We start from the raw sequence: 14,263 nt of genomic DNA on the forward strand, positions 1-14,263 counted from the left end.
CTACCCCACTTACTGTTTATAGTGTTCGGCCAGTGCCACGCACCAGGCCTCGCCGCGAGCCCCCTGCGGCGAAAGGATCAGCGAGCGTCCGCCCGCTTGGGGGCTTATGGTAATGGTCAGGTCAGGCTTTGGCAAAACGCCCGCACCCTTTTGTGGCCATTCGAACAGGCACAGCGGGTCGCCTTCGAAATAGTCACGAATGCCCATGAACTCCAGCTCCTCCGGATCGACCAGGCGATACAGGTCGAAGTGAAAAGCTCGGACCTCGCCGATCTCGTAGGGTTCGACCACGGTGAAGGTTGGGCTTTTCACTGCACCAGTATGGCCCAGGCCGCGGATCAGGCCACGCGACAGGGTGGTTTTGCCCGCCCCCAGGTCGCCCTCGAGGAAAATAACGCCGCGACCACCGGTCACCTCGGCCATCTTCGCACCAAAGTCGACCGTGGCCGCTTCATCGGCCAGAAACAGATTTAAGCCAGACACGCAGAATGCTCCTCCAACAACTCACGAATGACCGGCGCCAGATCACTGGCCGCCAGGCCTCTACCTTCTACCCCCAGACGCTCGCCAGCACAGGCATGCAGCCAAGTGCCCAGGCAGGCCGCGCTCCAGGCGTCCAGGCCTTGGGCCAATAGCGCCGCCAGAACGCCAGTCAGCACATCGCCCAGGCCGGCCCCGGCCATTGCCGGGTGGCCACGCTCGCACAGCGCCAGCTGGCCGCCCGGGTTCGCCACCAGCGTGCCGGCCCCCTTCAGGACACAGACGCTGTTGTAACGGCGCGCCAGCTTGCGTGCCGCCCCCGGGCGGTCAGCCTGCACCGCCTCGGTGGATATGCCCAGCAGACGTGCTGCCTCCCCAGGGTGCGGGGTCAGGATGCTGCCACTGGGCAGGGCCAGCGGAGTGCGCGCCAGCAGGTTCAAGGCGTCGGCGTCCCACACCTGCGGCCGCTCGGCATGGGCCACGGCCGACAACAGGCTACGGCCCCACGCCGCCTGCCCAAGGCCAGGGCCGACCACCAGCACCGTGGCGCGCTCCAGCACCCCCATCAGCTGGTTGGCCGAACTGGCGCCCAGGCACATGACCTCAGGCAGGCGCGCCAGGCTCGCGGCCACATGTTCGGGCCGGGTCGCGACGCTGACCAACCCGGCGCCGCAGCGCAGGGCGGCTTCGGCGCTTAGCAATACCGCGCCACCGGTGCCGAGGTCGCCACCGACCACCAGCACATGGCCAAAGTCGCCTTTATGCGCATGCGCATCCCGCGCCGGCAGGTGTGCGACGGTCACGCTGCTGAGCTGTTGCGGGGCATTGTCGGGGTGTTTGGTCTGCGGCATGGGGTCAAAGGCTCCAATGTCTGGCAGAATTATACGCACCTGAGCCCGTATTGCCTTGCCCATCCATGTCCGCGTCTACACCTGACCTCGCCCAACTGGCCCAATCGATCAAGAACTGGGGCCAGGAACTCGGTTTTGCCCACGTTGGCATCGCCGGGGTCGACCTTGGCGAACACGAACACCACCTGCAGCGCTGGCTCGACGCCGGCTACCAGGGCGAAATGGAGTACCTGGGCGCCCACGGCAGCAAAAGGTCGCACCCCGACCAACTGATCCCGGGTACGGTGCGCGTGGTCTCGCTGCGCATGGACTACCTGCCCGGCGACACCCAGATGGCCCAGCGCCTGGCCCAACCAGAGAAAGCCTACGTGTCGCGCTACGCGCTGGGCCGCGACTACCACAAGCTGGTACGCAAACGCGTGCAGTTCCTGGCTGACCGCATTCAGGAAGCCATCGGCCCGTTCGGCTACCGAGCTTTCGTCGACAGCGCCCCGGTACTGGAAAAAGCCTTGGCCGAGCAAGCCGGGTTGGGCTGGATCGGCAAGAATACCCTGCTGCTCAACCGCAAGGCGGGCAGTTACTTCTTCCTCGCCGAACTGTTCGTCGACCTGCCGCTGCCGGTGGACGAAGCCACCACCAGTGAACACTGCGGCCGCTGCCAGGCCTGCCTGGACGTCTGCCCGACCCAGGCTTTTGTCGGGCCCTATGTACTGGACGCGCGGCGCTGCATCTCGTACCTGACCATCGAGCTGAGGGGGCCGATCCCGGTGGAGTTGCGTTCGATGATGGGCAACCGGGTGTTCGGTTGCGATGACTGCCAGATCGTCTGCCCGTGGAACCGCTTTGCCAAGCACAGCCAGGAGCAGGACTTCCAACCCCGGCACGGGCTGGAGAATGCCGAGTTGGCGCAGATGTTCCTGTGGGATGAGCGCACCTTCCTGCGCAAGACCGAGGGCGGGCCGTTGCGGCGGGCGGGTTATGAGCGGTTCTTGCGCAACCTGGCGGTGGGGTTGGGCAACGCGCCATCGACGATTCCGGTGATCGAGGCGCTGAAGGCACGGCGTGACGATGAATCGGAACTGGTGCGCGAGCATGTCGAGTGGGCGCTAGCCCGACACGGAGCGCAATAGCGACCAGCCTCAGCGCTCAAACAGGGGCCATGTTGCGCCCGCAAACTCCGTCACTGCTGGTCGTTGTAGTGGAACTTGGGCATTTCCCAGTGAAAGCGGATCGCCAACAGCCGCACCAGAAAGCCACCAAACAGGGTCAGCAGCATCGCCTGCTCTGCCGGCACCTTGAAATATACGCACCCCAGGTAGAACCAAGCCGCTGCAAACGACACGCTGGCATACAGCTCACGGCGGAAGACCAGCGGGATGTCGTTGCAGAAGATGTCGCGCAAGATCCCGCCAAACACCCCGGTGATCACCCCGCTGATCGACGCCACCAGCATGCCCTGCCCCATCTCCAGCGCGGTCATGCAGCCAATCAGGGTAAACGCCACCAGGCCCAGGGCATCCAGCACCAGGAACAGCGAACGCAGGCGGCGCATCATCGGCGCGATGAAGATGGTCAGCAATGCGGCCAGGCTGGTCAGGACCAGGTACTCAGGGTGCTTGACCCAGGTCAGCGGGTAGTGCCCGAGCAGCACGTCGCGCACCGAGCCGCCCCCCAGGGCGGTGACACAGGCGATCAGCACCACGCCAAACCAGTCCATGCCTCGACGCCCGGCGGACAGCGCACCGGTCATGGCTTCGGCGGTGATGGCGATGAGGTAGAGCATCAACAACATGGTGCAGGTCCGTGCGAGAAGGGCGCGCAGTCTAACCAGTTGCCCAAGGCACCAAAAGGGGGCGCAGACAGAATATCTGCGCCATTACGGCTCACACCTTGATGAAGTGCTGGCGGTAGTGCCGCAGCTCGGCGATCGATTCGCGGATGTCGTCCAGCGCTAGGTGGGTATTGCCCTTCTTGAAGCTGTCACGCACATCTGGCGCCCAGCGCGCGGCCAGCTCTTTCAGCGTGGAGACATCCAGGTTGCGGTAGTGGAAGTAGTTTTCCAGGTTGCGCATGTGGCGGTAGAGGAAGCGTCGATCCTGGCAGATGCTGTTGCCGCAGATCGGCGACTTGCCTTTCGGCACCCACTGTTCAAAGAAGGCGATGGTCTGCGCCTCGGCCTCGGCCATGCCGACCTGGCTCTCGCGCACGCGCTGGGTCAGGCCCGAGGCGCCGTGGGTGCGGGTGTTCCACTCATCCATGCGCGCCAGCACTTCATCACTGTGGTGGATGGCAATCACCGGGCCTTCGGCCAGGGTGTTCAGTTCACTGTCGGTGACGATGGTGGCCATCTCGATAATGACGTCGCTGTCCGGATCCAGGCCGGTCATTTCCAGGTCGATCCAGATCAGGTTCTGTGGGTTTTGCATGCAGAGGCTCCTCATATAGGCCGTCATATTAGCCTAGTGGCCAAGGCGCGCCCATTCACTGCGCGGCCACAACACACAAGGTAAGCCAAATAGTCCAACGCCTGGCGTGCTAAACTGCATGCCGTTTTCAATGCCCTACCCCGGGCCTCTCTCACGGTACTTTCATGGCCAAACGCCAGCTCAATCGCCGCCAGAACTGGCGGATCGAAAAAATCCAGGGTGAGCGCGCCGCTCGCGCCGCCAAACGCGAGCAGCACGTGCTGCAGGAACTGGAAGGCGGCGACCTGGGGCCAGAGCAATTGGGCCTGGTGATCGCGCACTTTGGCGTGCAAGTAGAAGTTGAAGCCCAGGATGGCGAAACCGCGGGCCAGGTGTTCCGCTGCCATTTGCGCGCCAACCTGCCGGCGCTGGTCACCGGCGACCGTGTCGTGTGGCGTGCGGGTAACCAGGGCATCGGCGTAATCGTGGCGCAAATGCCGCGCAGCACCGAGCTGTGCCGGCCGAACAACCATGGTCAACTCAAGCCGGTGGCTGCCAACGTCGACCTGATCGTGATCGTGTTCGCCCCGGCCCCGGAACCACACCCGAACCTGATCGACCGTTATCTGGTAGCGGCCGAGCACGCCGGCCTGCGCCCGCTGCTGCTGCTGAACAAGGCCGACCTGATCAACGACGAGAACGGCCCTGGCCTGCATGCGCTGCTGCAGGTGTACCGCGAGCTGGGCTACCCGCTGCTGGAAGTATCGGCGCACTACGGTGATGGCATGCAGCGCCTGCAACAGCAGCTTGACGGCCACATCAGCGTGTTCGTCGGCCAGTCGGGGGTGGGCAAGTCGTCACTGGTCAACAGCCTGCTGCCGGAGGCTGGCACCCGTGTCGGCGACCTGTCGGAATGGTCGGGTCAGGGCACTCACACCACCACCACTGCGCGCCTGTACCACTTCCCCAACGGTGGCGACCTGATCGACTCGCCGGGTATCCGCGAGTTCGGACTTGGCCATGTCAGCCGCGACGACGTGGAGGATGGCTTCATCGAGTTCCGCGACCTGTTCGGCACCTGCCGCTTCCGCGATTGCAAGCATGACCGTGAACCGGGCTGCGCATTGCTCAAGGCGCTGGACGAGGGGCGGATCAAGCCGCAGCGCATGAACAGCTACCGCTCGATCATCGCCAGCTTGACTTGAAACAGCTGCTCTCGCCGTCGGATTTGCGCTCGCTCTCACAGGCGCTTCAACCTTTCCGCCAAGCCCCTGTCAGCCCTGATGCCGCCAAGGACCTACTGCTCCTTGGTTTCATCCATCTTCAGCGTGCCATCTTCAAAGATGTTCAGCTTCTGGCGCAGCTCACGCGGTTGCATCGGCGGCTGTTCAGTTGCCCCTGGAGCAGCCGGTGCCGAAGCCCCTGGCGCAGCACCACTGGCTGGCGCTGCAGGAGCAGTTGGCGCCGCTGGAGGTGTTTCCGGCGCACCCTGCTCACCTTCGATATTGCGCTGGGCCTTCTTGGTCAGCACGATGATGTCGATACGGCGGTTAACCGGGTTGAACGGGTCCTTGCGGTCGAACAGCGATGACGAGGCGTAACCCACCACCCGCGCCACCTGGCCATCCGGGTAACCCCCGGCTACCAAGGCTCGGCGCGCGGCATTGGCACGATTGGCCGACAGTTCCCAGTTGCCGAACTCGCCACTGCCAGCGTACGGCTTGGCGTCGGTGTGGCCGCTGATGCTGATCTTGTTCGGCACTGCCTTGATGGTGTCTGCCATGGCCAGCAGGATGTCTTCGAAGTATGGCTGCAAGCGCGCACTGCCGATGTCGAACATCGGCCGGTTCTCGGCGTCCATGATCTGAATACGCAAGCCGTCCTGGGTGATTTCGAACAGGATCTGGTCCTTGAACTTCTGCAGCTGCGGGTTCTCTTCCACCTTGTTCTGCAGTTCTTGCAGCAGCAGCTCCAGGCGCTCACGCTCGACCTGCTCGGCCATGGTCTCGACCTGCTCCTTGTTCAGCTCGACCGTGGTGTCGGGAGTAGGTTCGGACTTCACTTCCGGATTGATGGTCTTTTCCGGTGCCAGCTCAGGAGAGCCGCCCAGGTCGATGACATAGGGCGTACCGCTTTCCGAAAAGCCGATCGGGTCCTTGAAATAGCCGGCAATCGCAATCTTCTGTTCCGGCGTGGCCGTGGACATCAGCCACAGCACCAGGAAGAACGCCATCATCGCCGTGGCGAAGTCGGCGAAGGCGATTTTCCAGGCGCCGCCGTGGTGGCCGCCGCCAAAGCGCTTTACGCGCTTGACGATAATGGGCTGGTTGTTCTCCATGACTCAGCGACCGCGAACCGCTTGTTCCAGTTCGGCGAAGCTCGGGCGGTGCTTGGGGTACAGCACCTTGCGCCCGAACTCGACCGCCAGCGAAGGCGGCATGCCCGAGGCCGAGGCTACCAGCGAAGCCTTGATCGATTCGTACAGGTTCAGCTCTTCCTTGGCATCGTGCTCCAGGCACTTGGCCAGCGGGCCGAAGAAGCCGTAGGCCGCGAGAATACCGAAGAAGGTACCGACCAGCGCCGCACCCACGTGCATGCCGATGGCTGCCTGGTCACCCTCGCCCAGCGAAGCCATGGTCACCACGATACCCAGTACCGCCGCAACAATACCGAAGCCAGGCATGCCGTCAGCGATGCCGGTCACCGCGTGGGACGGGTGTTCCAGCTCTTCCTTCATGCTCAGCAGCTCCATGTCGAACAGGCCCTCGAGCTCGTGGGGGGCCATGTTGCCGGTGGACATGATGCGCAGGTAGTCGCAAACGAACGCGGTCATGCGCTCGTCGGCCAGCACCGTCGGGTACTTGGCAAAGATCGGGCTGGCTGAAGCGTCCTCGATGTCGGCCTCGATGGCCATCATGCCTTCGCGACGGCTTTTGTTGAGGATCTCGTATACCAGCCCAAGTACCTCCAGGTAGAAGGCATGGCTGAAGCGCGAGCCGAACATCTTCATCGACTTCTTGATGACGTGCATGGTCATGTGGCCAGGGTTGGCCTGCAGGAATGCACCAAAGGCCGCACCGCCGATGATCAGTACTTCGAACGGCTGGATCAGCGCTGCGATCTTGCCGTGGGAGAGCACGTAGCCGCCGAGCACGCTCGCGAATACGACGATGATGCCGATAATTTTAGCCATAGGTTCAAAGCACTTGCTGTCGTGGTCAAGGGGAGAGACGAGAGCTTTAAAACTCTTCTTCTACTTATCGGCAGAACTGCGCCAGACTATAGCCACATAATACGAAAAGCCAGTTCGGACTGATGTCAATATGCCAATTGAAACCAAGGTGCCCGCTCAGGCCCCGCGTACGCTAGAGGCCTGGGTAAAACTGCTCGAAAGCGTTCGTATTCCCGTGCCGAAGCATAGCTACGACCGGGTCATGGCCGCCATCCACGATAGCCGCCGCTCACTGCGCGACATCGCCGAACTGATGCAGGATAGCCCGGCCTTGGTACTGTCGGTGATGCGCGAAGCCAATCATCCCACCAATGCGAGCCTGGCAGAGCCCGCCGAGAGCCTGGAAGTCGCCCTCAACCGCCTGGGCCTGGAACGCAGTGAAGAACTGCTCAAGCGCCTGCCTGCGGTGCCTGTCGAAGAGATCCCGCCAGTGCTCAGCCAGTTCCAGCTGATCAGCCAACACGCCTCGCAGCAGGCCAGCGGCTTGTTCGCCAGTCGCCTGGCGCGGCTGTGGCAGGAGATTCACTGGGGCAGCCTGTTGTTCCTGTCACCCCTCTGGCCGCTGGCCCTCGCCTACCCCAAGCTGCTCGACACCTGGGAGTTGCGGGTTATCCACAAAGGGGAAGAGGCCGCCCACGTCGAGGAAGAACTGTTTGGCGTGCGCATCATGGCGCTGTGCCGGACCATGGCCGAGTACTGGCGCTTGCCCCAGTGGGTCACCCAGGGGTACCGCCTGCTGCTGGAAGAGCGCGAGCAACTGGCCCAGGTGCTGAGCATCGCCCGCGACGAAGACCTGCTCAGCCAGCAGCACCGCCTGGACGCCGAGCCCGGCCTGCGCCGCTGGTTCAACCAGCCGGCCAATACCGTACTACTGGCCAACAACCTGGCCCTGGCGGCACAGGTCGGCTGGGACAACCCGCACCTGCTGCGCTGGCAGCTACTGACTGCGCTGTACCTGCAAACCTCGCTGGAAGACGTCCAGCAGCAGGTGCACCAGCAGGCTGCCGCGAGCGCCCGGCGCCACGCCCGACACGCGCTGTTCCATCCGGCCGAAGCGCTGATCTGGCCGTGGCACCAGCGCCGCCCGCATCCGGACATGCTGGCCCCGCCACCGCCCAGCAGCGAGGAGTTGGCGCGCTGGCGCACTCAGTGCCAGCACCTGCTGGCCCAACCCAGCCCGTTCACCAATACCGTGCACCTGGCCACCCAGGCCAAGGAAGCCCTGCTCGCCTGCGGCATGCAACGCATCATGCTGCTGGGCCTGGACAAGGCCAGCGACTACCTGCGGGTGCAGCAGATTGCCGGCCTGCCCAAGGAAGCTGGCGCGCTGGCGCTCCAGGTATCGGAGAACAAACTGCTGCAAAAGCTGCTGAGCCAGGCCGGGCAATTGCGCATCACCCCGGAAAACCACAGCCAGTTCTCGGTTCTGCTGCCCGCACCGCTGCGTGCCCTGTTCCGCAGCGAACATGTGCTGCTGCGCTCGCTGGCGGTCAACGACCAGGTGCTGATGCTGCTGGTGGCCGACCAGGGTTGCCGGCCATTGGCCGATATCAGCGTGCAAGCCTTCGGCAAGACCGCGCAATGCATCGAGCGGGCGCTGTCGGTGTTTGCCAACCGCAAAGTCTGAGCCTTGCGCTACAATCGCCCTTCTTTCCACACTGGAGACCGTGGATGACTGACTTTTCCGGCCTGCCGCTGGTGATCGACGCCGCAGACCTGCTGCCACGCCTGGACTCACCGCAGCTGATCCTGGTCGACCTGAGCAGCGCCAACCGCTATGTCAGCGGGCATATCCCTGGCGCGCGCTTTGTCGAAGGCAAGCGCACGCAGCTTGGCCAGCCACCCGCGCCCGGGTTGCTGCCAGCCTTGGGTGATCTGGAAAAGCTGTTCAGCGAACTCGGGCATCGTGACGATGCGGTCTATGTGGTGTACGACGATGAGGGCGGCGGCTGGGCCGGGCGCTTCATCTGGATACTCGACGTGATCGGCCACACGCGTTACCACTACCTCAATGGCGGTATCCAGGCCTGGCCGGCAGACAAGCTGTCCACCGAAGTGCCCGCCAACGGCAACAGCCCGGTGCACCTGCGCATCGACACCGCCCCCACCGCCACCCGCGAGTACCTGCAGAGCCGCCTGGGCGCCGATGACCTGGTCATCTGGGACGCTCGCGGCCCGCAGGAATTCAGCGGTGAGAAGGTACTGGCAGCCAAAGGGGGGCACATCCCCGGGGCGATCAACTTCGAATGGACCGCCGGCATGGACCTCAACGACCACCTGCGCATTCGCAAGGACATCAAACAAGTCCTCGAGCAACTGGGCATCACCCCTGACAAGGAAGTGATCACCCATTGCCAGACCCACCGCCGCTCCGGCTTCACTTATCTGGTGGCCAAGGCCCTCGGCTACCCACGCGTCAAGGCCTACGCCGGCTCGTGGAGCGAATGGGGCAACCACCCGGACACGCCTGTAGAAGTTTAAGGAACCTGCATGAAATCCCGTTTGTTCATCATCAGCCAGTACCTGCTGCCGCACCACCTGCTGTCCCGGCTGGCCGGCTGCATCGCCGAGTGCCGCGTGCGCTGGTTCAAGAATGCCTTTACCGCCTGGTTCGCCAAGCGCTACCAGGTGAACATGTCCGAAGCCCTGGTCGAGGACTTGAGCGCATACGAGCACTTCAATGCGTTCTTTACCCGCGCCCTGAAACCGGGTGCCCGACCGCTGGACGAAACCCCGGGCGCCATCCTGTGCCCGGCCGACGGCGCCGTCAGCCAGCTCGGCCCGATCGAGCACGGCCGCATCTTCCAAGCCAAGGGCCACGGTTTCAGCGCCCAGGAACTGTTGGGCGGTGATCCGGCCATGGCCGCACCGTTCATGGGCGGCGAGTTTGCCACCATCTACCTGTCCCCCAAGGACTACCACCGCGTGCACATGCCGCTGGCCGGCACCCTGCGCGAAATGGTGTATGTGCCGGGCCGGCTGTTCTCGGTCAACCAGACCACCGCAGAGAACGTCCCTGAGCTGTTCGCTCGTAACGAGCGCGTGGTCTGCCTTTTCGATACGGAGCGCGGGCCGATGGCCGTGGTGCTGGTGGGTGCGATGATCGTCGCCTCGATCGAAACCGTGTGGGCCGGGCTGGTGACGCCGCCAAAGCGCGAGCTGAAGACCTTCCGTTACGACGAAGCCAGCCGGGCGCCAATCCACCTGGAAAAAGGTGCCGAGCTGGGCCGCTTCAAGCTGGGCTCGACCGCCATCGTGCTGTTTGGGCCGGAGCAGGTGAAGTGGGCTGAAAACCTGGGCGCTGGCTCCGCAGTGCGCATGGGCCAGTCGTTGGCGGCGCCTGCGCAGGCTTGATCACGGTTTTAGCATTGGGGTGCATGTCGGGGTTTAGTTTGCGCCTGTAAGATCGAGCGCCGCACGGGCGGCGCTGGATTTCACAGGCGCTGCAGATTAGACGGCAAACTAGCCCCGCGCGTCGCGGTCGCGCAGGCCCAGCAGGTACAGCACCCCGTCCAGCCCCAGGGTAGAAATCGCCTGCTTGGCCGACTGGCGCACCAGTGGCTTGGCGCGGAATGCCACGCCCAGGCCGGCCAGCGACAACATCGGCAGGTCGTTGGCGCCATCCCCTACGGCAATGGTCTGCTCCAGCTGCAAGCCTTCCTCGCTCGCCAGTTTCTGCAACAGCTCGGCCTTGCGCTGGGCATCGACGATTGGCTCGACCGCCACGCCAGTCACCTTGCCATCGACCACTTCCAATTCGTTGGCGAATACATAGTCGATACCCAGGCGCGCCTGCACCTGGCGGGCAAAGTAGGTAAAGCCGCCGGACAGAATCGCGGTCTTGTAACCCAGGCGCTTGAGCTCGGCGAAAAGGTTCTCGGCGCCCTCGGTCAGGCGCAGCGATGCACCGATCTCGTCCAGCACGCCTACATCCAGGCCTTTGAGCAGTGCCATGCGCTCCTTGAAGCTGGCGCGGAAGTCCAGTTCGCCACGCATGGCGCGCTCGGTGATCGCCGCCACCTGCTCACCCACGCCAGCGGCCTTGGCCAGCTCATCGATGACTTCGGCTTCGATCAGGGTAGAGTCCATGTCGAATACCGCCAGGCGGCGGTTACGGCGGAACAGGTCGTCCTTCTGGAAGGCAATGTCGATGCTCAACTCCTCAGCCAGGGCAAAGAAATCGGCACGCAGGGCCTGGGCGTCGCTCGGCACGCCACGTACGGAAATTTCAACGGCCGCCTTACCCTTGTCGGTCTCGGCATCCAGCGCCACACGGGCCGACAGGCGCTCGATGCGCTCGATGGTGAGGCCGTACTGGCTGATGACCGCACTCACCCGCTGCAGTTGCTCGGGGGTGATCTTGCGGCTGAGCAAGGTAACGATGTGGCGCGCCTCGCCATGGCCATCGGCCCAGTGCTGGTAATCCGCCTCGGAAATCGGCGTGTAGCGTGCCTGCAGGTTCAGCTCATGGGCCTTGGCTTGCACGCCTTGCAGCAGTGCGGTCGCCACTTCGTTGTCCGGGATATCGACCAGGATGCCGAACGACAAGGTGCCGTGCATGACCGCCAGGCCGATGTCTAGGATGCTCACACCGCCCTGCAGCAGGACGCCGGTGATAGCGGCAGTGAGACCTGGACGGTCCTCACCGGTGATGTTGATCAGGACGATTTCGCGCACAACCTGGCTCCGGCTTCGATGAAAAATGCGCATTCTACCGATTTTCCATGACCATCGGGCGCCAACGATACTTTGCCGACAAAACCCGGCTCGCTATACTCCCCCCACTTTCAAGCCATAAAGAGCCGAGCTCAGTGAACCGGCCCACGCCCGTCAAACCAGACAACTTCTTCCTGATGATCTATCGTGCCCTGAGTCAACGTCGCGTGCCGCTGGCACTGCGCATCGCCTGCACCAACATCTTCCTGGTGGCGCTGGCACTGGTGATCTACGCCTGTGTGATGGGCCTGCAGTTCAAGCAGGCCATGCATGAGCAGGCCGATGCCTTGGGCCAGAGCCTGACAACGCAGACGGCCACTTCGGCGACCGAACTGCTGGTAGCCAATGACATCCTCAGCCTCAATGTGCTGCTGGGCAACCTGGTGAAGAACCCATTGGTAGCCCATGCAGCGATCTACAGCGTGGACAACCGTATCCTCGCCGAAGCTGGCCAGCGCCCACGCAATGGCCTGCTGGGCGAGGCCGAAGGTGTGTACCAGACCAAAATCAGCTTCCAGGACGTGGCTGCCGGGCAACTGCGCATCAGCCTGGACATGAGTCAGTTCCAGCAACCGATGCTGATCAGCCTGCAGAGCATGGGCATCCTGGCCGCCATTCTGTTGGTCCTGGCACTGACCCTGAGCCTGCGCCAAGGCCGCCACATCACGTTGCCGTTGCTGCAGCTACGGGTGTGGCTGCGCGACCCGCAGCACTACACCCCGGCCACCGACCGCCAAGACGAGATCGGCGACATTGCTCGCCAGCTGCATGCGCGCCTGGCGCCACCACCGCCGCCGGAGCCCGAGCCTGAGGAAGAAGACGACGAGCAGTTCGACGACCTGCACGACGCGGCCCCGGCGCCCAAGGCTGTGCCGCGCTCCCGGGTAGCTGCCGTGGAAGACGAAGATGACGATGAGGCCTTCGCCGGCCTGCTGGACGACGACAATGCGCCAAAAGCCGCCGTGGTCGAGTCTGACGAGCCTCAATTCAGCGCCGTGCTCGCCGTACAGCTGGGTTCGCAGGAGCAACTGCGCCGCCTGCCACGGACACGCCTGACTGAGCTAACCGAGCGCTACAGCGATTGCCTGGAGCACGCGGCCTCACTCTACGACGGTGAAACCCATACGCTGAACGACGGCAGTACCCTGGTACTGTTCCATAGCCGTGTGTGTGGCGAGGACTACCTGACCAACGCCATTTGCTGCGGCGAACTGTTGCGGGCCCTGGGCCATGCGCTGCAAATCGAGGTGGCTGACAGTGGCATCACCTTGCAACTGCAGCTTGGTCTGGCGCTGGGCAACGACCTGCACGGGCTGGAACTGGTCGACCTGCTGATGGCAGAGAAGGCCCAGGATGCCTTGGCGCTGTCGCAGCATAGCCGCAACCTGTTGCTGGTGGAGCGTCCGATCAGCGACGACACGCTGATTCGCCAACGCGCGCGTATCCGCCCGATTGCCAGCCCGGAGGGTGCCTGCTGCGTAGAGCGCCTGATGGAGCCCTACCCGTCGATGCTGGAACGCCAGCTGGCGCGGATGCACGAGCGCCGGGCTTGAGATAGTCAGCCTTGGGGCGCTGAGCGCCCCATCGCCGGCAAGCCTGGTGCCCACAGGCGCTATGCACAACTGGCGATGGCTGCACAGCCGCCCCGGCACTTTCAGAAAGCCACAAAAAAGCCCGCATCAATGCGGGCTTTTTTGTGGCACTTCGATCAGAACCGATAGACTTCCATGTCGGTACGGATTGGCGAAGCCATCGGAATCTTGGACTTCTCCGGCGCCTTCTTCACCTGCACCGGAGCAGCGGGCTTTTTAGGCGACTCCTCGGCAATGGCCGGCTGGTTGGCCAGCGGCTTCAACGCCGTGCTCAGTTGCTCGGCCAGTTTTTGCAGCAGTTGGCCCTGGGCCTGCACCTGCGACGACTCACTGCCCTCGTGCGGCTGCTCAAGGTGAACGATACGGTTGTCACGGACATGGCCACGACGGTCCAGCAGACGCCACTGGGCGTCGAGGATGGCCGGCTGGTCCTTGCCCGAGTCCAGGCGAGTGATCGACAACAAGACTTGCACGTCGGGGCTGAAACCAGCAGTCGCCGGGGCCAGCACTACCCGCTGGCTGTCCAGTCGCCAAGCCAATTGACGTACCAGCAGCTGGTCGATATCCGACGAAAGGCTGCCAGCCCAGCGACCGTCGGTCGCCGCACTGAGGCTGCCATCGGCCTGACGTTGCAGGAACGTCTCGCGCTGCAGGTAGTCGGCCACCGATACCGGGCCAAGCACCACGGCCATGCCGGCACTCTGCGACGGCTGGCCAGGATCACCGCTGTCTAGCTGGTACAGGGCAACCGGCTGGTGCATGGTGCACCCGCCAAGGCCCAGCAGGCCAGTCATCAACAGCGCAAATGGAAGGCGCAGAAATTTCATCATCCCATCCAGGCGGCCGCCTACAGGCACACCGCAGTGATACATATAAATTCAAACGTGCACACGGCCACGCCGGCACCACAGGGGCCATATCATCCGCGAAATAACCGTCCGACTCCAGCATTTCTGCCCGGAACGGCGCTGAAATTGCCGTTCCAGA

Annotated in this window: 14 protein-coding genes; 6 read left to right on the plus strand and 8 right to left on the minus strand. The window is 63.6% G+C overall.

Annotated elements, in window-relative coordinates; translation table 11 throughout:
* Positions 1 to 9: 9 nt before the first annotated feature.
* Complete coding sequence (gene tsaE, locus DMX11_RS19210; RefSeq protein ID WP_256667174.1) at positions 10 to 468, minus strand: tRNA (adenosine(37)-N6)-threonylcarbamoyltransferase complex ATPase subunit type 1 TsaE; 459 nt, start codon at positions 466 to 468, stop codon at positions 10 to 12.
* 2 nt (positions 469 to 470) lie between these two features.
* A complete protein-coding gene (locus DMX11_RS19215) occupies positions 471 to 1,331 on the minus strand; it encodes an NAD(P)H-hydrate dehydratase (protein ID WP_110745943.1) in 861 nt (286 codons plus the stop codon).
* A 65-nt stretch (positions 1,332 to 1,396) separates the two neighbouring features.
* Between DMX11_RS19215 and queG the strand changes: the two genes are divergently transcribed.
* Entirely contained in the window at positions 1,397 to 2,461 is a 1,065-nt protein-coding gene (gene queG, locus DMX11_RS19220) for a tRNA epoxyqueuosine(34) reductase QueG (protein ID WP_110745944.1), read from the plus strand.
* Positions 2,462 to 2,511: 50 nt separating this feature from the next.
* Here queG and DMX11_RS19225 read toward each other — a convergent pair whose 3' ends face one another.
* Positions 2,512 to 3,123 carry a trimeric intracellular cation channel family protein gene (locus DMX11_RS19225; protein WP_021783871.1) on the minus strand — a complete coding sequence of 204 codons (612 nt, stop codon included), beginning with the start codon at positions 3,121 to 3,123 and terminating at the stop codon, positions 2,512 to 2,514.
* 91 nt (positions 3,124 to 3,214) lie between these two features.
* Positions 3,215 to 3,757 carry an oligoribonuclease gene (orn, locus tag DMX11_RS19230; protein ID WP_110745945.1) on the minus strand — a complete coding sequence of 181 codons (543 nt, stop codon included), beginning with the start codon at positions 3,755 to 3,757 and terminating at the stop codon, positions 3,215 to 3,217.
* A gap of 164 nt (positions 3,758 to 3,921) precedes the next feature.
* Between orn and rsgA the strand changes: the two genes are divergently transcribed.
* The gene (rsgA, locus tag DMX11_RS19235; RefSeq protein ID WP_110745946.1) at positions 3,922 to 4,941 is read left to right on the plus strand and encodes a small ribosomal subunit biogenesis GTPase RsgA; all 1,020 of its coding nucleotides are present in this window, start codon (positions 3,922 to 3,924) and stop codon (positions 4,939 to 4,941) included.
* 92 nt (positions 4,942 to 5,033) lie between these two features.
* Here rsgA and motB read toward each other — a convergent pair whose 3' ends face one another.
* Complete coding sequence (gene motB / locus DMX11_RS19240; protein ID WP_110745947.1) at positions 5,034 to 6,074, minus strand: flagellar motor protein MotB; 1,041 nt, start codon at positions 6,072 to 6,074, stop codon at positions 5,034 to 5,036.
* Positions 6,075 to 6,077: 3 nt separating this feature from the next.
* A complete protein-coding gene (gene motA / locus DMX11_RS19245) occupies positions 6,078 to 6,929 on the minus strand; it encodes a flagellar motor stator protein MotA (RefSeq protein ID WP_110745948.1) in 852 nt (283 codons plus the stop codon).
* A gap of 130 nt (positions 6,930 to 7,059) precedes the next feature.
* Here motA and DMX11_RS19250 point away from each other — a divergent pair, with 130 nt between their 5' ends.
* The 3 genes from DMX11_RS19250 to asd are packed head-to-tail and all read left to right on the plus strand — an operon-like array spanning position 7,060 to position 10,322.
* Positions 7,060 to 8,595, plus strand: a complete 1,536-nt coding sequence (locus DMX11_RS19250; protein WP_110745949.1) for an HDOD domain-containing protein — start codon at positions 7,060 to 7,062, stop codon at positions 8,593 to 8,595.
* Positions 8,596 to 8,639: 44 nt separating this feature from the next.
* Entirely contained in the window at positions 8,640 to 9,449 is an 810-nt protein-coding gene (locus DMX11_RS19255; RefSeq protein ID WP_110745950.1) for a rhodanese-like domain-containing protein, read from the plus strand.
* 9 nt (positions 9,450 to 9,458) lie between these two features.
* Positions 9,459 to 10,322 (plus strand): archaetidylserine decarboxylase, encoded by an 864-nt coding sequence (asd, locus tag DMX11_RS19260; RefSeq protein ID WP_110745951.1) that lies wholly within the window; start codon positions 9,459 to 9,461, stop codon positions 10,320 to 10,322.
* A 108-nt stretch (positions 10,323 to 10,430) separates the two neighbouring features.
* Here asd and serB read toward each other — a convergent pair whose 3' ends face one another.
* Positions 10,431 to 11,645: a phosphoserine phosphatase SerB gene (gene serB, locus DMX11_RS19265; protein WP_177410766.1), complete on the minus strand. Its 1,215-nt coding sequence runs from the start codon at positions 11,643 to 11,645 to the stop codon at positions 10,431 to 10,433.
* 134 nt (positions 11,646 to 11,779) lie between these two features.
* On the opposite strand from serB, the gene DMX11_RS19270 reads away from it, so the two are divergent.
* Entirely contained in the window at positions 11,780 to 13,237 is a 1,458-nt protein-coding gene (locus tag DMX11_RS19270) for an AhpA/YtjB family protein (RefSeq protein ID WP_110745953.1), read from the plus strand.
* A gap of 155 nt (positions 13,238 to 13,392) precedes the next feature.
* On the opposite strand, the gene DMX11_RS19275 is transcribed toward DMX11_RS19270, so the two are convergent.
* Entirely contained in the window at positions 13,393 to 14,103 is a 711-nt protein-coding gene (locus DMX11_RS19275) for a membrane integrity-associated transporter subunit PqiC (protein WP_110745954.1), read from the minus strand.
* Positions 14,104 to 14,263 lie beyond the last annotated feature (160 nt).

The sequence above is a fragment of the Pseudomonas sp. LB-090624 genome (assembly GCF_003205205.1).
GTDB lineage: Bacteria > Pseudomonadota > Gammaproteobacteria > Pseudomonadales > Pseudomonadaceae > Aquipseudomonas.